We start from the raw sequence: 21,005 nt of genomic DNA on the forward strand, positions 1-21,005 counted from the left end.
GATGCCGTCTGAACTGTTCAGACGGCATCTGTTTAGGCGGCAGCCACAAACAGCCCGACGGTACAGATAAATCCGCCTGCCCACATCAGTGAGCGCATGGCTGCTTTGTCGGCGATATAGCAATAGATAAAGGCAAGGCGGAACAGGATGAATAGGCCGGCAAGCGTGTTGACGGTTGCTTGTTCGGCATTGCCGGTTGCGTGTGCCGTCAAAACGGCGGCTGCAAATGGCGCAAATGCTTCAAAACTATTTTGCTGCGCGGCATGGGCACGGGCAGCGGCACCTTGGGTACGCGCCAGAAAATCACGGGGATGATGATTGTCGCTGAAGCGGAATCCGCCTGTTTTTTTGGCATACGCTGCACAAAAAAGCGGCAATAAGCAGGCAATCAGGATGGACCAATAGGCAAAAGTCATGCTTTATCCTTTCCTAAACATATTCAACATGCGGCGCGTTACGAAGAAGCCGCCGAAGATATTGATGCTGGCAATCAGGATGGCGATGAAGGCAAGCAGGGTAACGAAACCGTTGCCTTGGCTGATTTGCAGCAGTGCGCCGACGACGATGATGCCGGAAATCGCGTTGGTCACGGACATCAGCGGGGTATGCAGCGAGTGGCTGACGTTCCAAACGACGTAGTACCCGATGACGCAGGCGAGGACGAACACGATAAAGTGGTTCAAGAATGCTGCGGGTGCAACCGCGCCGACCCACAGTACCAATACGGCGGCGATGACGGCGGGCGCGAGTTTTTTCCACAGGGGAACGGGTTTCGGCTCGGGCTTGGCGGCAGGCGCGGCTTTTTCAGACGACGTTTGCTGCGGCTGGGCGGAAACTTGAATCGGCGGAGGCGGGAAGGTGATTTCGCCGTCGCGGGTAACGGTCATGTTGCGGATAATCACGTCTTCGAAGTCCAACGTGATTTCGCCGTCTTTGTTCGGGCTTAACAGCTTGGTCAGGTTGACCAAGTTGGTGGCGTAAAGCTGGGAAGACTGTCCGGCAAGGCGGTTTGCCATGTCGGTGTAGCCGATGATTTTCACGCCGTTGTCGGTTACGAACAATTCGCCCGGTTTGGTGAGTTCGCAGTTGCCGCCTGTTGCTGCCGCCAAATCGACGATGACGGAGCCGGATTTCATGCTTTCGACCATTTCTTTGGTAATCAGCTTGGGCGCGGGTTTGCCCGGAATGGCGGCGGTGGTGATGATGATGTCCACTTCTTTCGCCTGCTCGGCAAAGAGTTTCATCTCGGCGGCGATAAATTCGTCGCTCATCACTTTGGCATAGCCGTCGCCGCTGCCGCCCGATTCTTGCGGGAAGTCGAGTTTCAGGAATTTACCGCCCATCGATTCGATTTGTTCCGCCACTTCCAAGCGGGTATCGAACGCGCGCACCACTGCGCCGAGCGAGTTTGCCGTACCGATTGCCGCCAAACCCGCCACACCGGCGCCAATTACCAAAACCTGCGCGGGCGGCACTTTGCCGGCGGCGGTGATTTGACCGGTGAAGAAACGGCCGAAGGCGTTGGCGGCTTCAATCACGGCGCGGTAGCCGCTGATGTTTGCCATTGAAGACAAAGCGTCTAAAGCCTGCGCACGGGAAATGCGGGGCACCATATCCATTGCCAGCGCGTTCACTTTCTTGGCACGCAAGGCTTCGACCAAAGCCTCGTTTTGGCGCGGCCACAGGAAGCTGACGATGGTTTGTCCTTCTTTGAGCAGCGGCAGCTCGCCTTCGGACGGAGCGTTGACCTTATAAATTAAAGGGCAGGCCCAAACCGCCACTTTGTCGGCAACGGTCGCGCCTGCTGCTTGGTAAGCCGCATCATCCAAACTTGCTGCCAAACCTGCGCCGCTTTCGACAACGGTTTCAAAGCCCAGTTTGCTCAACAGGGCAACGGTGGCAGGCGTACAGGCGACGCGGGTTTCGCCGGATAATGACTCGCGTGGGATACCGATTTTCATCTCTGAATCCTTTTGGTTGAGGCAGGCGGGAGTTTGAGGAAATTGTCGTCCGCACCTGATTGTTATATACGAAACAGCAGCCATCGGTTATAGCGAATTTTGTTCGATATGGCAATAGCGCACATGGTGCACTATCTGAGGCGGCAGGCTATTCCTGACGGGATGGTTTGTATTTATTGTCTGTGTTTTTTTGTTGCGACTATAATGTCCCTTTTGTCGGGAAGAAGGGGCGGTATGGATAAGGTCTTGGTGTTGCAGGGTAATGAGGAAGCCTTGTGTGTGGTGTCCCGTTGTCTGGCAAACAAACCGGAAAATCAGGGCGGGCGTATCAGGATGCCGGTTGGCGGCGATTTTTCCCCAACTGCCGAAATGCGTGAAAATATGAGACGGATGGAAACGGATTTCGCCGTTTTGCCGGATATGGATTTTGGCGAACTCGGTTTAATTGTCAGCGACATGGATTCGACGCTGATCACCATCGAATGCATCGATGAAATTGCGGCGTGTGCCGGCTTGAAGGAACGCGTGGCGGAAATTACCGAGCGTGCTATGCGCGGAGAGTTGGATTTCGAGCAGTCGTTGCGCAGCCGCGTCGCTCTGTTGGCCGGATTGGACGAACGGGTTTTGGCGGATGTTTATGAAAACGTTTTGAAGCTCTCGCCCGGTGCGGAATTTTTGTTGGACGAATGCAAAAGGCACAATGTGAAATTCCTGCTGGTGTCCGGCGGGTTCACATTTTTTACCGAAAGGCTGCAACAACGACTCGGTTTCGAATACCAACACGCCAATATTTTGGAAATTGAAAACGGCAGGTTGACCGGCCGTCTGAAAGGCAGAATCATCGACGCGCAGGCAAAGGCGGATTTATTGCGCGAATACCGCAGCCGCCTCGGATTGCAGCCGCATCAGGTGTTGGCAATGGGCGACGGTGCGAACGATATTCCGATGCTCAAAGAAGCGGGCATAGGCGTGGCTTACCGCGCCAAACCGAAAGCGCAGGCAGCCGCCGATGCCTGTATTAACTTCGGCGGTTTGGAGCGTGTACGCGGCCTGTTCGGATAGGCGGATAGGAAACGGATGCCGTCTGAAAAACGTGTTCAGACGGCATTTGAACGGCGGGAACGACAGTGGGACGCAGAAAACTTTGGTTTGCCTTGGCAGCAGCAGGCGTTATCGGCGGTTTGGTCGGCATTGTGCTGACGGAACTGATGCACTTCATACAGCATACGGCATACGGTTATGGCGCGGATGGGGCGGACATCTCGTTCCGCGAAGGTGTGGCCCGTGCTTCGGAAGGACGGCGTTTGGGCGTATTGATCCTGTGTGGTATGTTGGCAGGCGGCGGCTGGTGGTTGCTGAAAGCCTTGGGCAAACCGCTCATCGGAATCAAGGCGGCCTTGAAGCAGCCGTTGCAGGGGCTGCCGTTTCTGACGACGGTTTTCCATGTTCTGCTGCAAATCATAACGGTCGGACTCGGTTCGCCGCTCGGACGGGAAGTGGCTCCGCGCGAAATGACTGCCGCGTTTGCTTTTGCCGGCGGCAGGCGGTTGGGTTTGGATGAAGACGAAATGCGGCTGCTGATTGCTTGCGCTTCGGGTGCGGGTTTGGCGGCCGTGTATAATGTGCCGCTCGCCTCCACACTTTTCATCCTCGAAGCCATGCTGGGCGTGTGGACGCAGCAAGCTGTCGCCGCCGCATTGCTGACTTCCGTCATCGCCACTGCCGTCGCGCGCATCGGCTTAGGCGACGTGCAGCAGTATCATCCCGCCAACCTTGCCGTAAATACTTCATTGCTTTGGTTTTCCGCCGTCATCGGCCCGATACTGGGCGCAACCGCTGTTTTTTTCCAGCGTACAGCCCAAAAGTTCCCCTTCATCAAGCGCGACAACATCAAAATCATTCCCTTGGCTGTCTGTATGTTTGCACTCATCGGCGTGATTTCCGTTTGGTTTCCCGAAATTTTGGGCAACGGCAAAGCAGGCAACCAACTGACCTTTGGCGGATTGACCGACTGGCAACACAGCCTTGAGCTGACCGCCGTCAAATGGCTGGTCGTCTTGATGGCGTTGGCGGCAGGCGCATACGGCGGCCTGATTACCCCGTCCATGATGCTCGGTAGCACCATCGCCTTTGCCGCAGCAGCCGTGTGGAACAGCGTTTTCCCAGAAATGTCCTCCGAAAGCGCGGCCGTTGTCGGCGCTGCCGTTTTCCTTGGCGTCTCCCTCAAAATGCCCCTGACAGCCATAGCCTTTATTTTGGAGCTCACCTACGCCCCTGTTGCCTTACTCATGCCATTATGCACAGGCATGGCAGGCGCAGTATGGGTGGCTAAGAAAATGGGATTTAAATAGTTAAAAACAAAAGGTCGTCTGAAACCGAGTTTCAGACGGCCTTTTACAATAAAATTGTCAACAATATCTATAAAAACCTACTGCCAAAAAGGCGAAAATAGCGGATAATACCGCCCTGAAAATTTATCCCATACTGATTAAACCTTCAACAAAGGAAATCCAAATGTCTTCCATCAAACGCGCCCTGATCAGCCTGTCCGACAAGACAGGCGCAGTCGAATTTGCCCAAATCCTGACCAAGCTCGGTGTTGAAATCCTCTCTACCGGCGGTACAGCAAAGCTTTTAGCTGATGCAGGCGTTCCCGTGATTGAAGTCGCCGACTATACCGGTTTTCCCGAAATGCTCGACGGTCGTGTGAAAACCCTGCATCCGAAAATCCACGGCGGCATCCTCGGACGTCGCGATTTGGATGAACACGTCGCCAAGATGGAAGAACACGGCATCGGCAATATCGACCTCGTGTGCGTCAACCTTTACCCTTTCGCCGCTACCATCGCCAAACCAAACTGCACGCTGGAAGACGCGATTGAAAACATCGACATCGGCGGCCCGACCATGGTGCGCTCTGCCGCGAAAAACTGGAAACACGTCGCCATCGTTACCGACACAGCCGATTTCCCCGCCATCGCCGCCGAACTCGAAGCCAACAACGGAGCATTGAGCGACAAAACCCGTTTCAACCTCTCACGCAAAGCATTCAGCCACACCGCCCAATACGACGGCATGATTTCCAACTACCTGACCTCACTTTCAGACGACGTCTTGAGCGGCACGCCCGAAATCGGCGAATTCCCAAGCCAGTTCAACCAAAGTTGGATTAAAGTGCAAGACATGCGCTATGGCGAAAATCCGCACCAACGCGCCGCGTTCTACCGCGATATTTACCCCGCAGCAGGCAGCCTTTCCGCCTACAAACAACTGCAAGGCAAAGAATTGTCCTACAACAACATCGCCGATGCCGATGCCGCTTGGGAAGCCGTCAAATCCTTCGACGCGCCCGCCTGTGTGATTGTGAAACACGCCAATCCGTGCGGCGTCGCCGTTGCAGCCGATACATTGACCGCCTACAAACTCGCCTACGCCACCGACACCACCAGCGCATTCGGCGGCATCATCGCCTTCAACCGCGAAGTGGACGGCGAAACCGTCAAACAAATTACCGACAACCAGTTTATGGAAGTCCTCATGGCGCCGAAATTTACTGCCGAAGCCCTCGAAATCGCCGCCGCCAAGAAAAACGTGCGCGTATTGGAAGTGCCGCTTGAGGCAGGTGCCAACCGCTTTGAACTCAAACGTGTCGGCGGCGGACTGTTGGTGCAAACGCCCGACATCCACCGCATCAGCCGCGCCGATTTGAAAGTCGTCTCCAAACGCCAACCGACCGAGCAGGAATGGAATGATTTGCTGTTCGTCTGGAACGTCGCAAAATACGTCAAATCCAACGCCATCGTGTTCGGCAAAGGCGGTCAAACCTACGGCATCGGCGCAGGTCAAATGAGCCGCGTGGACAGCACCCGCATCGCCGCCCGCAAAGCGCAGGACGCAGGTTTGGACTTAAACGGTGCATGCGCTGCTTCCGATGCCTTCTTCCCGTTCCGCGACGGCGTGGACGTCATCGCCGAACAAGGCATCAAAGCCATCATCCATCCGGCAGGCTCCATGCGCGACCAAGAAGTCTTTGACGCAGCGGACGAACACGGCATCGCCATGGTCGTAACCGGCATCCGCCACTTCCGCCATTGATGTGAACCGGTAAAAAATGCCGTCTGAAACCTTTGTCTTGGGTTTCAGACGGCATTTTTTGTATCGGGCTGTTTAACGCGCCAGCGGTTCGGTGCGTTTGATCAGCCACGCTTTTGCCGCGCCTTCGGTCAGCGGCTCGAGTCGGCGGCGGACTTCGGCGTGGTAGCGGTTGACCCAGTCGATTTCGCCGTCGGTCATCAGGGCGGTGTCCATCAGGCGGGTATCGATGGGGCAGAGGGTCAGGGTTTCGAAGTACAAGAAGCTGCCGAACTCGGTTTCCTGCGGTTTGGCGACGGCTTGGTTGGCGGCGAGGTTTTCAATGCGGATGCCCCATTTTCCCGGGCGGTAAAGTCCGGGTTCGATGGAGGTAACCATGCCTTTTTTCATGGCGGTTTCGGGCGTGGCGGGGGCGGCGAAGGCGATGCGCTGCGGGCCTTCGTGGACGTTGAGAAAATAGCCTACGCCGTGGCCTGTGCCGTGACCGTAGTCGCATTGCGCCTGCCACAGGGGTTTGCGACAAATCGCGTCTATCAGCGGTGAGGGGATGTTTTCGGGGAACACAGCTTCGGCAAGCGCGATATGGGCTTTGAGAACGAGTGTGTTGTCGCGTTTTTGTTCTGCTGTGGGCGTGCCGACGGGGACGACGCGGGTGATGTCGGTCGTGCCGCCTTTGTATTGCGCGCCGGAGTCGATGAGTAGCAGACCGTTGCCGCTGATGGTGCTGTGGCTTTCGGGCGTTGCGCTGTAATGCGGCAGGGCGGCGTTGGCGTTGAAGCCCGCGATGGTGTCGAAACTCAATGAAATGAAGCCCGGACGTGCGCTGCGGTAGCGGTGGAGCATGGTGTCCACGTCGATTTCGGTCAGGCTGCCGCCGTTTTCGATGATGTCTTCAAACTCGGCGAAGAAGCCGCACAACGCCGCGCCGTCTTGTTCCATCGCTTCGCGGATGTGGGCGATGTCGGCTTCGGATTTGACGGATTTGAAGAAGGTGGACGGGTTGATGCCTTCGATCAGGCGCACGCTTTCGGGCAGGCGCACGAGCGTGCTGACGGCGGTTTTGTTCGGTTCGATGAGCAGCACGCTGCCGATTTGCGCGAGTTTGTCGGCAACTTGGGCATAAGGTTCGACCGTGATGCCGGCGGTTTGCAGCGCGGCGGCGGCTTCGGCGTTCAGACGACCTTGGTCGGTAAACAGGACGGCGTTGTCTTTGCCGATAAGCAGGAAGGACACGAAAACGGGGTTGAAAGGCACGTCGCTACCGCGCAGGTTGGTCAGCCAAGCGATGTCGTCAAGCGAGGAAACCAAGTGGTAATCCGCGCCTTTTTCCGCCATGACGGCACGCACGCGGGCGAGTTTTTCGGCGGCGGTTTCGGAGACGTAGGCGGGGTCGTGGATGAACACGGTTTCGGCGGGGATGGTAGGGCGGCTGCTCCATACGCGGTCAAGCAGGTCGTCGGGGTGTTCGATGCGGATGTTTTTGGCGGCTAGGGATTGCGCCAAAGTGCGTTTGCCGGTGAGCGACACCATATCGGATGGGATGCCGACGGCGGCGTTTTCGGGTAGGTTTGTCGCGAGCCATTCGTTGTACGGCGGCACTTGACCGCTTTTTTGCAGCTCGATGCCGCTGCCGGAAAGCTGTTTGGCGGCTTGTTCCCAATAGCGGCTGTCCACCCATACGCCCGCTTCATCGGCGGTCAGGACAAACGTGCCGACTGAGCCGGTAAAGCCTGACAATTCGCGCCGCGCCTGCCAATGCTCGGGCAGGTATTCGGACAGGTGGGGATCGGCGGAAGGGATGACGAGTGCGTCCAAGCCTTGCGCTTTCATGGCTTCGCGCAATGCGGACAGGTAATTCGATACGGTATTCATGAACGGATTCTCCAGAGAAAGTGTAAGGTTTCAGACGGCATGGCGGCGTACCGGCTGGGGAAACGTAACCATCTTATCAAATCGTTTGCTGGCTGCAAAACGCGTTCAGGAATTTGAAAGTATATTTTGTACGGTAAAAAGCGATGCAAGGCTATTTGTTGTAAACTTTCAGGCATAAAATGCCATATTGCATGTTTTTCTGAAAATAATTGGGAGAAATCAGGAATATTAGGGTGTAAAGTTTCAATAAGTCGGTTTGGCGTGTATTTAGATTACGTTAAAATACGCATTTTTATATTAGCAATACGGAAAAATCATGTCCGAACAACATATTTCGACTTGGAAAAGTAAAATCAACGCATTAGGTCCGGGTATTATGATGGCATCGGCGGCGGTCGGCGGTTCGCACCTGATTGCCTCCACGCAGGCAGGTGCGCTTTACGGCTGGCAGCTCGCATTGATTATCGTCCTGACCAACCTCTTCAAATACCCGTTTTTCCGCTTCAGCGCGCATTACACGCTGGATACGGGTAAAAGCCTGATTGAAGGTTATGCGGAGAAAAGCCGCATCTACCTGTGGGTTTTCTTGATTTTGTGTATTGCTGCCGCGACGATTAACGCGGGTGCGGTTGCCATCGTAACCGCCACCATCGTCAAAATGGCGATTCCCTCGCTGACACTGGGTATCGGCGCAATCTCCGCGCTGATTATGGCTTCCTGCCTGATTATCCTGGCGAGCGGACGCTACAAGGCTTTGGACAATGTTTCCAAAATTATCATCGTCAGCCTGACGGTTGCCACGGTTGCCGCCGCCGGTATCGCCATGTCGCGTGGTATGCAGATGAAACCTGATTTTATCGAGCCGACACCGTGGACGCTTGCCGGTTTGGGCTTCCTGATCGCGCTGATGGGCTGGATGCCTGCGCCGATTGAAATTTCCGCCATCAATTCTTTGTGGGTTACGGAGAAACAGCGCCTCCAACCTTCCTCTTATCATGACGGGATTTTTGATTTCAACGTCGGTTACATCACCAGTGCCGTGCTTGCCGTCGTCTTCCTTGCCCTGGGTGCGTATGTGCAATACGGTAACGGTGAAGAAGTGCAGATGGCCGGCGGCAAATATGTCGGACAACTGATCAATATGTATGCGGTAACCATCGGCGACTGGTCGCGTCCGCTGGTGGCGTTTATCGCTTTTGCCTGCATGTACGGTACGACGATTACCGTTGTTGACGGTTATGCGCGCGCCATTGCGGAACCTGTGCGCCTGCTGCGCGGCAGTGAGAAAACCGGCAACGCCGAACTCTTTGCCTGGAATATTTGGGTTGCAGGCAGCGGTTTGGCGGTGATTTTTTGGTTCAACAGCGCGATGGCCGAGCTGCTCAAATTTGCCATGATTACCGCTTTTGTGTCCGCCCCTGTGTTCGCATGGCTCAACTACCGCCTGGTCAAAGGAGACAAACGGCACAAGCTTACCGCCGGTATGAATTTCCTTGCCATTGTCGGCTTGCTCTACCTGACCGGATTTGCCGTTTTGTTCCTGTTGAACCTTAGCGGACTTTTGGCATAGGTTTCAAAATCTGAATGCCGTCTGTAATATTTTCAGACGGCATTGCCCTTTCCTAGAAAAAAACACCGACATCGCGTAAAATATGCGCAAATTTTGTGATTCAATCAGGTCGTCTGAAACAGATTGCGCCTGATTTATTTTTCCGGAAAATACCATGAGCGAACAAAACAATCCGCAAACCGAGCCGCAGTTGGACGAAAACCAAATCATCGCCCTGCGCCGCGAAAAACTGCACAACATCCGCCAACAGCGCAACGCCTATCCCAACGACTTCAAGCGCGACAGCTTTGCCGCCGATTTGCACGCCCAATACGGCGAAATCAGCAAAGAAGAACTCGACCCGCAAGGCATTCCCGTCAAAATTGCCGGCCGCATGATGCTCAAACGCCAAATGGGCAAGGCGAGTTTTGCTACCATTCAAGACGTGACCGGCCAAATCCAGCTTTATCTGAACAACAAAGGCGTGAGCCAAGAAGTTTTAGACGATTTCAACCATTGGGACTTGGGCGACATCGTCGGCGCGGAAGGTACTTTGTTTAAAACCAACCACGGCGAATTGACTGTGCGCGTTTCCGATATCCGCCTGCTGTCCAAGTCCCTGCGCCCGCTGCCCGACAAACACAAAGGCTTGAGCGATCAGGAAACCAAATACCGTCAACGCTACGTCGATTTGATTGCCAACGAAGAATCGCGCAATACGTTTATCAAACGCAGCCAAATCATCCAATCCGTGCGCAATTTTATGGTGAACGAGCATTATCTCGAAGTCGAAACCCCGATGATGCACCCGATTCCCGGCGGCGCGACGGCGAAACCGTTCGTGACCCACCACAATGCTTTGGACATCCCGCTCTACCTGCGCATCGCGCCCGAGCTGTATCTGAAACGCTTGGTGGTCGGCGGTTTGGAGCGCGTGTTTGAAATCAATCGCAGCTTCCGCAACGAAGGCATGTCGGTGCGCCACAATCCCGAATTCACCATGATCGAATTCTACGAAGCCTTCTCCGACTACGAACGTATGATGCAGATGGCAGAAGACATCATCAGAAACGCATCGCGCACAGTAAACGGCATGGCGAAAATCAGCTACAACGGCAAAGAAGTCGATTTGGAAAGCCCGTTTGAGCGCCTGACCATTCTCGGTGCCATCAAAAAATACAATCCGCACTACACCGACGAGCAGTTGAACGATGAAGAATGGCTGAAAAAAGAAATCGTCAAACACGGCGAAAGCCTGCCTCCGTCTCCGGGTATCGGCAGCCTGCAACTTGCCCTGTTTGAAGGTTGCGCCGAGGGCAAACTGTGGAACCCGACCTTCATCGTCGATTACCCGGTCGAAGTTTCCCCGTTGGCACGCGCTTCGGATACGAAACAAGGTCTGACCGAACGTTTCGAATTGTTCGTTGTCGGTCGCGAGCTGGCAAACGGCTATTCCGAGTTGAACGACCCCGAAGACCAAGCCGAACGCTTCAAAGCACAAGTGGCGCAAAAAGACGCGGGCGACGACGAAGCCATGCACTACGATGCCGACTACATCCGCGCGATGGAATTCGGCCTGCCGCCGACTGGCGGCTGCGGTATCGGTATTGATCGCCTAGTAATGTTGCTGACCGATTCGCAAACCATCCGCGACGTGATTCTGTTCCCGCAAATGCGTCCCGAATAATCATAAAAACAGTTGAAATAGAAATGCCGTCTGAACCCGTTTGGATTCAGACGGCATTTTGTATGGCGGTACGGATTTATTCGGTTTCTAACTGACCGATCCATTCTGACAAGACGGACAGGTGCTGTTCGGGTTTCGCTACGAACGGATTTTTGGTGTCCCATGCGTATCCTGCCAAAATGGAAGAAATCATGCGGTATCAGGCTTTCCCGATGAAAAGGCGCGGAAAATGCTGTTGCTCCAATACGCAGGCTTTACAACCTTTTTTGCAAAGCAGGGAGGATGCTGCCAATTCTGCCGAACCTGCACTGATTAAGGCGGCATCGAATGAGCGGGATATTGGGAAATCCTGATGGTTTGAGTAGGGGGGTGACAATGTTGTGCAGATAAGGAAGTCTCAGGAACAAATTTATTTTAGCCGGACGATTTTGCACAAATAAAGCAGTTTGCTTGAAAAATGCCGTCTGAAACGGAAATGTTCAGACGGCATTCGGTTTTCAGGCGGTTTATTTTACGCCGTAACGGGGTTGGAGCAGGGCGCACGGCTGGTGTTCCCGACGGCTGCGGCGGCTGCGACCGGCGATTTTTCCGCATGCGGCACCCGCATCGTTTGCCGTGGTTTCCGGTCGGGTATTTTTTTCGCGCTGAGCCTTGGCGGATTCGTAGCGGTTGCGTTGTCTCGGTTCGCTTGTTTCGGTTTTTTCCGGTTTTGAGCCTTCCTGTTCCCACCATCGGGGCTCGAAGCCTTCGATGCGTTCGATGAGCAGCTTGTTGCCGGTCAGTTCTTTAATGGCTTCAAACATTTTCTGTTCGGATTCGTCCATCAGGGAAATCGCCACGCCGTCCGCGCCCGCGCGCCCCGTGCGCCCGATGCGGTGGACGTAGTCTTCGGGCTGGGCGGGCATTTCGTAATTGATGACGAAGGGCAGTTCGGCAATGTCCAGCCCCCGCGCGGCGATGTCGGTGGCGACAAGTACGCGCAGGCTACCGTCTTTGAAGGCGTTGAGTGTTTCGAGCCGGCTCTGTTGGGAACGGTCTCCGTGTATCGCCTGTGCGGAGATGTTGCGGCGGATTAAATCACGCGTTACCTGGTCGACGCTCTGTTTGGTTTTGCAAAAGACGATAACCTGGGGCATGTGCAGATCGACAATCATGCGTTCGAGCAGGTTGCGCTTCTGAATGGTATCGACCGCGATGATGTGCTGCTCGACATTTGCGTTGGTGGTGTTTTGGGCGGCAACCTCGACGGTTTCGGGCGCATTCATGAAGTCTTGCGCCAGTTTGCGTATCGGTGCGGAGAAGGTGGCGGAAAAGAGCAGGGTTTGGCGTTGTTTGGGCAGCATCTGCATGATTTTGCGGATGTCGTCGATGAACCCCATATCCAACATGCGGTCTGCTTCGTCCAGAACGACGATTTCGACTTTGTTTAAACTGATGTTTTTCTGTTTCACATGGTCTAGGAGCCGTCCGACTGTGGCGACGACGATTTCGCAGCCGGCACGCAGGTCGGCGGTTTGTTTGTCCATGTTGACACCGCCGAAGAGGACGGTATGCCGCAGCGGCAGATTTTTAATATAGCCCTGCACGTTTTGGTCGATTTGGTCGGCGAGTTCGCGCGTCGGGGTCAACACGAGCATACGCACGGGGTGCATCGCGGGCGAGGTGCTGGCGGTGGCGTAGCGTTTGAGGCGTTCCAGACTGGGCAGCATAAAGGCAGCGGTTTTGCCTGTGCCGGTTTGGGCGGCGGCTAGTAAATCATGACCGGCGAGTGCTTTGGGAATGGCGGTGGCTTGGATGGGCGTCGGGTTTTCGTAACCTTGCGCGGTCAGCGCGGAAACGAGTTCCGTACCCAAACCTAAAGAGGAAAATGGATTACTCATGATTGTAGTCTTTCTTTCAGACGTTATGCCGTCTGAAACGGGAAACCGATAGGATGGGGAAAGTAAACTGCCCGCCTGTGAGCGGCGGGGCAGGAAATCTGTGTGCGGATTATGCCATAAAACGACACGTGCCCCAATCGCGGGCGCAGGCAGAGATTGGAAATTTTGCTTAAAAAATGTACAATGTCGCACTTTTTGGAAACGCGGACCCATTATGCACATCGGCGGCTATTTTATCGACAATCCCATCGCACTCGCCCCGATGGCGGGCATTACGGACAAACCGTTCCGCCGACTTTGCCGAGATTTTGGCGCAGGTTGGGCGGTGTGCGAAATGCTGACCAGCGACCCGACGCTTAGAAATACTAAAAAGACCCTGCACCGCAGTGATTTTACCGATGAAGGCGGTGTCGCCGCTGTGCAGATTGCCGGCAGCGATCCGCAGCAGATGGCGGATGCCGCGCGTTACAACGTCAGCCTCGGGGCGCAGGTTATCGACATCAACATGGGCTGTCCCGCTAAAAAAGTCTGCAATGTCCAAGCCGGTAGCGCGCTGATGCAGAACGAGCCGCTGGTTGCTGCCATTCTCGAAGCCGTCGTCCGCGCGGTGGACGTTCCCGTTACCCTCAAAACCCGTTTGGGCTGGCACGATGACCACAAAAACCTGCCTGCCGTCGCCCGCATCGCCGAAGATTGCGGCATTGCCGCCCTTGCCGTCCACGGACGCACTCGCACGCAAATGTACAAAGGCGAAGCGACTTACGACCTGATTGCCGAAACCAAATGCCGTCTGAACATCCCGGTTTGGGTCAACGGCGACATTACTTCGCCGCAAAAAGCCCAAGCCGTCCTCAAACAAACCGCCGCAGACGGCATCATGATAGGGCGAGGCGCACAAGGCAGACCGTGGTTCTTCCGCGATTTGAAACATTACGCCGAACACGGTGTTTTACCGCCTGCTTTGAGTTTGGCAGAATGCACTGCCACTATTTTGAACCACATCCGAGCCATGCACGCGTTTTATGGTGAGACCGCCGGTGTGCGCATCGCACGCAAACACATAGGTTGGTACATCGACGAAATGCCCGACGGCGAACAGACACGTCGTGAAATCAACTACTTGGACAGTGCGGCGGCGCAATACGACATGCTTGCAGGTTATCTTGAAAGACTTGCCGAAAAAACCGACAGTTGGGCGTGCGCCTACCGCCCAAATGCCTTCTGAACACTTGATTATCCTTTGAAAGTGCAATCATGCCCCATACCCTTCCCGATATTTCTCAATGCATCAGACAAAATTTAGAACAATATTTCAAAGACCTGAACGGTACCGAACCTTGCGGCGTGTACGATATGGTATTGCATCAGGTGGAAAAACCGCTGCTGGTGTGTGTGATGGAGCAATGTGGCGGTAATCAGTCCAAAGCCTCCGTCATGTTGGGACTGAACCGCAATACCTTGCGTAAAAAACTGATTCAACACGGTTTGCTGTGAATATGGCTGCAACCGTCCGTATCTTAGGCATCGACCCGGGCAGCCGCGTAACGGGTTTCGGTGTCATCGATGTCAGGGGGCGGGATCATTTTTATGTTGCCTCAGGCTGCATCAAAACGCCCGCCAATGCCGCACTGGCAGACAGGATTGCCGTGATTGTGCGGCATATCGGCGAAGTCGTTACCGTTTACAAACCTCAACAGGCGGCAGTGGAACAGGTTTTCGTCAACGTCAATCCGGCATCGACGCTGATGTTGGGGCAGGCTAGGGGTGCGGCATTGGCGGCTCTGGTCAGCCATGGTTTGCCCGTTTCGGAATACACTGCTTTGCAGGTCAAACAGGCGGTAGTCGGCAAGGGTAAGGCGGCAAAAGAACAGGTGCAGCATATGGTGGTGCAGATGCTCGGCTTATCGGGAACTCCTCAGTCGGATGCCGCCGACGGTTTGGCGGTGGCCTTGACCCATGCCTTGCGCAACCATGGGCTTGCGTCCAAACTCAGCCCTTCCGGGATGCAGGTCAAGCGCGGCAGATTCCAATAGTTTCAGACGGCATTTTCGTTATCTCCCTGAAAAGGAAATGTGTATCAAGATGAAGTTCATATTTTTTATTTTGTATGTCCTGCGGTTTTTGCCGTTTGCGCTGCTGCACAAACTTGCCGACCTGACGGGTTTGCTTGCCTACCGTCTGGTCAAACCCCGCCGAAGGGTTGGGGAAATCAATTTGGCAAAATGTTTTCCCGAATGGAGTGAGGAAAAGCGTAAAACCGTATTGAAGCAGCATTTCAAACACATGGCGAAGTTGATGCTGGAGTACGGTTTATACTGGTATGCGCCCGCAGGACGTTTGAAGTCGCTGGTGCGTTACCGCAACAAACATTATCTGGATGAGGCATTGTCGGCAGGGGAAAAAGTCATCATCCTGTATCCGCACTTTACCGCGTTCGAGATGGCAGTATACGCGCTTAATCAGGATGTTCCGCTGATCAGTATGTATTCCCATCAAAAAAATAAGATGTTGGACGAACAGATTTTGAAAGGCCGCAACCGCTATAACAATGTTTTTCTAATCGGCCGTACGGAAGGTTTACGCGCCATCATCAGGCAGTTCCGCAAAAGCAGTGCGCCGTTTTTGTATCTTCCCGATCAGGATTTCGGACGCAATGAGTCGGTTTTTGTAGATTTCTTCGGTATTCAGACGGCAACGATTACCGGTTTGAGCCGTATAGCCGCCATTGCAAATGCTAAAGTGATTCCCGCCATCCCCGTCAGGGAGGCGGACAATACGGTTACATTGCATTTCTACCCTGCTTGGGAGTCATTTCCGAGTGAAGATGCGCAAGCCGACGCGCAGCGCATGAACCGTTTTATCGAAGACAGGGTGCGCGAACATCCGGAACAATATTTTTGGCTGCACAAGCGTTTTAAAACCCGTCCGGAAGGTGTACAGGATTTTTACAAATTACATGAAACTACATAATGAACTGTTAAGGGAAAATTGAGTTTTGCGATTGTTTTTTTAAATGCGAAAAATTGAATTATATAAACAGAAGTATTTAATAATTGCTGTTATTTAAGTGCCTAAAAAATAATATTTTCTAATTTTAAAAATAGATTTCAAAGAAAATTTGGAGAATACATGATAAATCAATGAATATATTCTATCGATATAGTTAATATATTAAAATTAATTTCCTTTAAAAACAAAATGTTGCAAATCACTATTCAATAACCGTTATTTTGCTCGGTGCTAACTTAAGAAATATATTGTCAAATATATAGATATTATAAAATTAAGTATCAATTTAAATAAATTATTAGAATTTTAATCTAAAAAATCAAAAAATTCACTATTTTATAAGGTAAACGCTTCTATATCAATTTTGTAAAAAATGCTTGGCAAACTGTAAAAAATAGCGTACATTTCGCTACATGGAATTACAGACGCAGCCAAGAAATGCCGTCTGAAAGGATGTGCCGGTCAGTTTTATGACTGGTTGGCGTTTCATCGGAAATGGTGAAACGAAAGTTTACCGGCGTAGAGTTGAGCTGCGCAGGTAAAGCCGCAGGCGGAAGCCTGTATTGTTTGTGAAGCGTAAATCTCTGATTTGAGGTATTGGGGCAATCCTGTGGGGGGTTGCCTCTTTTTTTATCGTCCTTTTAATGACACAATAGGCGCATCCGTTTTAAATACAAGGTGCTGTCATGACCACGATTTTGGCTTTCGATATTGAAACCGTACCTGATGTCCAGGGTATCCGAACATTGTACGAGCTGCCGTCCTCGTTGCCCGACGATGAAGTGGTGCTGTTTGCCCAGCAAAAACGCCGTGCTCAGACAGGCGGAGATTTTATGCAGCATCATCTTCATCAGGTTGTGGCGATTTCGTGCTGCATGCGTTGGGGGCAGGATAAAGTCCATGTCGGTACAATCGGCGAGATGGATGACGGCGAGGAAGTGGTCATTGCCAAATTTTTCGAGTTGATTGAAAAACATACGCCGCAGCTGGTCAGTTGGAACGGGGGCGGGTTCGATTTGCCTGTCCTGCATTACCGTTCATTGCTGTACGGCATCAGTGCCGCACGTTATTGGGATATGGGCGAAGGTGAATTTGGAGACAGCCGCGATTTCAAGTGGAACAACTATATCAGCCGTTATCACCAACGCCACTGCGATTTGATGGATTTGCTCGCACTTTATCAGCCGAGGGCAAACGTGCCGCTGGACGATATGGCGAAACTGTGCGGTTTTCCGGGTAAATTGGGTATGGACGGCAGCAAGGTCTGGGAGGCATTCCATGCTGGTAAATTGAAGGAAATCCGCAATTATTGTGAAACCGATGCGGTAAATACCTATCTGATGTACCTGCGTTTCTGTTTGGTTAGCGGAAGGTTTGATGCGGATGAATACGAAATGGAAATCAAACGGATTAGGAATTACCTGTCCGCACAAGCCGGGGACAAGCAGCATTGGGAAGAGTTTGTCCAAGCGTGGAAATAAAGATTGAAATTAAAACCGGTTGTTTGACGGTGCGTCCGCACTGATGTTTCGGTTTCATACAGCATATCGGTGCAGAGTTTGCCCATGCCGTCTGAAACCGGTTTTCCTTATCAAACCAAATAATATTGAAAGAAAAAAATGAGCAAAACCGTCCGTTATCTGAAAGATTACCAAACGCCTGCCTACCGCATTCTCGAAACCGACCTGCATTTTGATATTGCCGAACCGCAAACCGTCGTGAAATCCCGTTTGACGGTTGAGCCGCAGAGGGTAGGAGAGCCGCTGGTGTTGGACGGTTCGGCGAAACTCTTGTCCGTCAAAATCAACGGCGTTGCGGCGGATTATATGTTGGAAGGCGAGACGCTGACGATTGCGGGCGTGCCGTCCGAACGTTTCACCGTCGAAGTGGAAACCGAAATCCTGCCGGCGGAAAACAAATCGCTGATGGGGCTGTATGCTTCCGGCGGCAATCTGTTTACCCAGTGCGAGCCGGAGGGCTTCCGCAAAATCACGTTCTACATCGACCGTCCGGATGTGATGTCCAAATTCACGACCACCATCGTTGCGGACAAAAAACGCTATCCCGTTTTGCTCTCCAACGGCAATAAAATCGACGGCGGCGAGTTTTCAGACGAACGCCATTGGGTGAAATGGGAAGACCCGTTTGCCAAACCGAGCTATCTGTTTGCCTTGGTCGCGGGCGATTTGGCGGTAACGGAAGACTGTTTCACCACCATGAGCGGCAGAAACGTCAAAATCGAGTTTTACACCACCGAAGCCGACAAGCCCAAGGTTGGCTTTGCCGTAGAATCATTGAAAAACGCGATGAAGTGGGACGAAACGCGTTTCGGTTTGGAATACGACTTGGATATTTTTATGGTCGTCGCCGTGGGCGATTTCAATATGGGCGCGATGGAAAACAAGGGTTTGAACATTTTTAACACCAAGTTCGTCCTCGCCGACAGCCGTACCGCCACCGATACCGATTTCGAAGGCATCGAATCCGTGGTCGGACACGAATATTTCCATAACTGGACGGGCAACCGCGTTACCTGCCGCGACTGGTTCCAGCTTTCGCTGAAGGAAGGGCTGACCGTGTTCCGCGACCAAGAGTTTTCCGGCGACCGCGCCAGCCGCGCCGTGCGCCGCATCGAAAACATCCGCCTGCTGCGCCAGCACCAGTTCCCCGAAGACGCAGGCCCGACCGCGCATCCGGTGCGCCCCGCCAGCTATGAGGAGATGAACAATTTCTACACCATGACCGTTTATGAAAAAGGCGCGGAAGTGGTGCGGATGTATCACACCCTGCTCGGCGAAGAGGGCTTCCAAAAAGGCATGAAGCTCTATTTCCAACGCCACGACGGGCAGGCCGTTACCTGCGACGATTTCCGCGCGGCGATGGTGGACGCGAACGGCATCAATCTCGACCAGTTCGCCTTGTGGTACAGCCAGGCGGGCACGCCCGTTTTGGAAGTGGAAGGTCGTCTGAAAAACAATGTTTTCGAGTTGACCATTAAACAAACCGTGCCGCCTACGCCCGATATGGCGGACAAGCAGCCGATGATGATTCCCGTCAAAATCGGGCTGCTGAACCGCAACGGCGAAGCGGTGGCATTCGATTATCAGGGCAAACGCGCAACCGAAGCCGTGTTGCTGCTGACCGAAGCCGAACAAACCTTCCCGCTCGAAGGTGTAACCGAAGCCGTCGTTCCCTCGCTGTTGCGCGGGTTCAGCGCGCCGGTGCATTTGAATTATCCGTACAGCGACGACGACCTGCTGCTCCTGCTTGCCCACGACAGCGATGCCTTCACGCGCTGGGAAGCCGCGCAAACGCTCTATCGCCGCGCCGTCGCTGCCAACCTCGCCGCGATTTCAGACGGCGTCGAGTTGCCGAAACATGGAAAACTGCTTGCCGCCGTCGAAAAAGTCATTTCAGACGACCTCTTGGACAACGCCTTCAAAGCCCTGCTTTTGGGCGTGCCGTCCGAAGCCGAATTGTGGGATGGCGCGGAAAACATCGACCCGCTGCGCTACCATCAGGCGCGCGAAGCCTTATTGGATACGCTTGCCGTCCGCTTCCTGCCGAAATGGCACGAATTGAACCGTCAGGCGGCGCAGCAGGAAAATCAAAGCTACGAGTACAGCCCCGAAGCCGCCGGCTGGCGCACGCTGCGCAACGTCTGCCGCGCCTTCGTCCTGCGCGCCGACCCCGCGCACATCGAAACCGTTGCCGAAAAATACGGCGAAATGGCGCAAAACATGACCCACGAATGGGGCATCCTGTCTGCCGTCAACGGCAACGAAAGCGATACGCGCAACCGCCTGCTGGCGCAGTTTGCCGACAAGTTTTCAGACGACGCGCTGGTGATGGACAAATATTTCGCCCTCGTCGGCTCAAGCCGCCGCAGCGACACCCTGCAACAGGTTCAAACCGCCTTGCAGCATCCGAAATTCAGTATCGAAAACCCCAACAAAGCCCGATCGCTTATCGGCAGCTTCAGCCGCAACGTCCCGCATTTCCACGCAGAAGACGGCAGCGGCTACCGCTTCATCGCCGACAAAGTCATCGAAATCGACCGCTTCAACCCGCAGGTCGCCGCCCGTTTGGTGCAGGCGTTCAACCTCTGCAACAAGCTCGAGCCGCACCGCAAAAACTGGGTGAAACAAGAATTGCAGCGCATTCGGGCGCAGGAAGGATTGTCGAAAGACGTGGGCGAAATCGTCGGCAAGATTTTGGATTGAGGCCGTCAAACAGAAAAAACAATGCCGTCTGAAAGCCCATTCCGCTTTTCAGACGGCATTATTGATACAAAGCAGGTAACTAAAAGAGCGTTTAACAGCAAAGGAACATCTGAAATACCGGCTACACTTGGCATCATCATCAAGATACTGGAAGGATGCAATTGATTAATGAAGACTTGCATCATGATACCGGACATATCGGTTGGAGAGCGATGAGTAAAGGAAAGTAACTATGTGGAAAATCATAAAAGAGGATAGTGATGATTTAGGATTTGCAATTAAATGCTTATTCTCTCAGTCTATTGATTTAAATGAATTCAAGTTATGGATTGAACAAGTAATACGCGATATGCCCATCGAGGACATCCCTTTTTATATTTTTGACTTGGCGGACTTCGATGTAGGAATTGGCGATATTGGCAATATTGTAGGTTTTGCTCCGAGTTCCAGCCTGCCGAAATCGAAAAAAAATGCCTTGACCGGCATTGCCTTCTTAAGGGGGATAGATGTCTATGATCCGCCTATTTCAAAAGAAAAAGCATTAAAAGCCTTAAAAAAACATCCTGAAATTTATCAGAAGTTTCAGCATTTCTTTCCGTTTGTAGAACTGCCTCCGCTTTAAACAGTCAAAATGCCGTCTGAAACGATATTCGGCTTTTAGACGGCATTTTTGATACAAAACAGGTAACTAAAGTAGCGTTTGACCGCAAAGGAAAATCTAAAAACCCAATG

At 53.2% G+C, this 21,005-nt stretch carries 16 protein-coding genes and 3 pseudogenes; 14 read left to right on the plus strand and 5 right to left on the minus strand.

Annotation, left to right across the window (positions count from 1 at the left end; genetic code table 11):
• Window positions 1-32: 32 nt before the first annotated feature.
• Together BBW69_RS04600 and BBW69_RS04605 are read right to left on the minus strand one after the other, a co-directional pair.
• On the minus strand, window positions 33-416 hold the full coding sequence (locus tag BBW69_RS04600; protein WP_188210555.1) for an MAPEG family protein: 384 nt from the start codon (window positions 414-416) through the stop codon (window positions 33-35).
• A gap of 3 nt (window positions 417-419) precedes the next feature.
• On the minus strand, window positions 420-1,961 hold the full coding sequence (locus tag BBW69_RS04605; RefSeq protein ID WP_188210556.1) for a Re/Si-specific NAD(P)(+) transhydrogenase subunit alpha: 1,542 nt from the start codon (window positions 1,959-1,961) through the stop codon (window positions 420-422).
• Window positions 1,962-2,360: 399 nt separating this feature from the next.
• On the opposite strand from BBW69_RS04605, the pseudogene serB reads away from it, so the two are divergent.
• From serB to purH, 3 genes and pseudogenes are all read left to right on the plus strand, one after another.
• Window positions 2,361-3,023: pseudogene (gene serB / locus BBW69_RS04610) on the plus strand (phosphoserine phosphatase SerB); the annotation flags it as partial.
• 65 nt (window positions 3,024-3,088) lie between these two features.
• Window positions 3,089-4,312, plus strand: a complete 1,224-nt coding sequence (locus tag BBW69_RS04615) for a chloride channel protein (protein WP_188210558.1) — start codon at window positions 3,089-3,091, stop codon at window positions 4,310-4,312.
• Window positions 4,313-4,475: 163 nt separating this feature from the next.
• Window positions 4,476-6,056 (plus strand): bifunctional phosphoribosylaminoimidazolecarboxamide formyltransferase/IMP cyclohydrolase, encoded by a 1,581-nt coding sequence (purH, locus tag BBW69_RS04620; protein WP_188210559.1) that lies wholly within the window; start codon window positions 4,476-4,478, stop codon window positions 6,054-6,056.
• A gap of 72 nt (window positions 6,057-6,128) precedes the next feature.
• On the opposite strand, the gene BBW69_RS04625 is transcribed toward purH, so the two are convergent.
• Window positions 6,129-7,925: an aminopeptidase P family protein gene (locus tag BBW69_RS04625; RefSeq protein ID WP_188210560.1), complete on the minus strand. Its 1,797-nt coding sequence runs from the start codon at window positions 7,923-7,925 to the stop codon at window positions 6,129-6,131.
• A gap of 316 nt (window positions 7,926-8,241) precedes the next feature.
• On the opposite strand from BBW69_RS04625, the gene BBW69_RS04630 reads away from it, so the two are divergent.
• Together BBW69_RS04630 and lysS are read left to right on the plus strand one after the other, a co-directional pair.
• Window positions 8,242-9,495, plus strand: coding sequence for an NRAMP family divalent metal transporter (locus tag BBW69_RS04630; protein WP_188210561.1), 1,254 nt, complete (start codon window positions 8,242-8,244; stop codon window positions 9,493-9,495).
• A 154-nt stretch (window positions 9,496-9,649) separates the two neighbouring features.
• Complete coding sequence (lysS, locus tag BBW69_RS04635) at window positions 9,650-11,161, plus strand: lysine--tRNA ligase (protein WP_188210562.1); 1,512 nt, start codon at window positions 9,650-9,652, stop codon at window positions 11,159-11,161.
• A gap of 76 nt (window positions 11,162-11,237) precedes the next feature.
• On the opposite strand, the pseudogene BBW69_RS09985 reads toward lysS, so the two are convergent.
• Window positions 11,238-11,357, minus strand: a pseudogene (locus BBW69_RS09985) (oxidoreductase); the annotation flags it as partial.
• Here BBW69_RS09985 and BBW69_RS04640 point away from each other — a divergent pair.
• On the plus strand, window positions 11,317-11,514 hold the full coding sequence (locus BBW69_RS04640; protein ID WP_188210563.1) for a hypothetical protein: 198 nt from the start codon (window positions 11,317-11,319) through the stop codon (window positions 11,512-11,514). The pseudogene BBW69_RS09985 and the gene BBW69_RS04640 sit on opposite strands and share 41 nt — an antisense overlap.
• A 153-nt stretch (window positions 11,515-11,667) precedes the next feature.
• Here the strand turns inward: BBW69_RS04640 and BBW69_RS04645 are convergent, their stop codons facing one another.
• Window positions 11,668-13,041 carry a DEAD/DEAH box helicase gene (locus BBW69_RS04645; RefSeq protein WP_188210564.1) on the minus strand — a complete coding sequence of 458 codons (1,374 nt, stop codon included), beginning with the start codon at window positions 13,039-13,041 and terminating at the stop codon, window positions 11,668-11,670.
• A gap of 214 nt (window positions 13,042-13,255) precedes the next feature.
• Here BBW69_RS04645 and dusB point away from each other — a divergent pair, with 214 nt between their 5' ends.
• The 8 genes and pseudogenes from dusB to BBW69_RS04685 all read left to right on the plus strand — a co-directional run bounded on the left by dusB (window position 13,256) and on the right by BBW69_RS04685 (window position 20,895).
• Window positions 13,256-14,266 (plus strand): tRNA dihydrouridine synthase DusB, encoded by a 1,011-nt coding sequence (gene dusB / locus BBW69_RS04650; RefSeq protein ID WP_188210565.1) that lies wholly within the window; start codon window positions 13,256-13,258, stop codon window positions 14,264-14,266.
• A 29-nt stretch (window positions 14,267-14,295) separates the two neighbouring features.
• Complete coding sequence (locus tag BBW69_RS04655) at window positions 14,296-14,535, plus strand: Fis family transcriptional regulator (protein WP_002213092.1); 240 nt, start codon at window positions 14,296-14,298, stop codon at window positions 14,533-14,535.
• Window positions 14,536-14,537: 2 nt separating this feature from the next.
• On the plus strand, window positions 14,538-15,074 hold the full coding sequence (gene ruvC, locus BBW69_RS04660; RefSeq protein WP_101144344.1) for a crossover junction endodeoxyribonuclease RuvC: 537 nt from the start codon (window positions 14,538-14,540) through the stop codon (window positions 15,072-15,074).
• A 49-nt stretch (window positions 15,075-15,123) separates the two neighbouring features.
• Window positions 15,124-16,011 carry a lipid A biosynthesis lauroyl acyltransferase gene (locus tag BBW69_RS04665; protein ID WP_188210566.1) on the plus strand — a complete coding sequence of 296 codons (888 nt, stop codon included), beginning with the start codon at window positions 15,124-15,126 and terminating at the stop codon, window positions 16,009-16,011.
• A gap of 725 nt (window positions 16,012-16,736) precedes the next feature.
• Window positions 16,737-17,531, plus strand: coding sequence for a 3'-5' exonuclease (locus BBW69_RS04670; RefSeq protein ID WP_004463709.1), 795 nt, complete (start codon window positions 16,737-16,739; stop codon window positions 17,529-17,531).
• 138 nt (window positions 17,532-17,669) lie between these two features.
• Window positions 17,670-20,273: an aminopeptidase N gene (pepN, locus tag BBW69_RS04675; RefSeq protein ID WP_188210567.1), complete on the plus strand. Its 2,604-nt coding sequence runs from the start codon at window positions 17,670-17,672 to the stop codon at window positions 20,271-20,273.
• Between the two features lie 21 nt (window positions 20,274-20,294).
• Window positions 20,295-20,503: pseudogene (locus BBW69_RS10125) on the plus strand (HNH endonuclease).
• Between the two features lie 2 nt (window positions 20,504-20,505).
• Window positions 20,506-20,895 carry a hypothetical protein gene (locus tag BBW69_RS04685; RefSeq protein ID WP_188210568.1) on the plus strand — a complete coding sequence of 130 codons (390 nt, stop codon included), beginning with the start codon at window positions 20,506-20,508 and terminating at the stop codon, window positions 20,893-20,895.
• Window positions 20,896-21,005: the final 110 nt, after the last annotated feature.

The organism is Neisseria sp. RH3002v2f (assembly GCF_014596375.1).
Taxonomy (GTDB): domain Bacteria; phylum Pseudomonadota; class Gammaproteobacteria; order Burkholderiales; family Neisseriaceae; genus Neisseria; species Neisseria cinerea.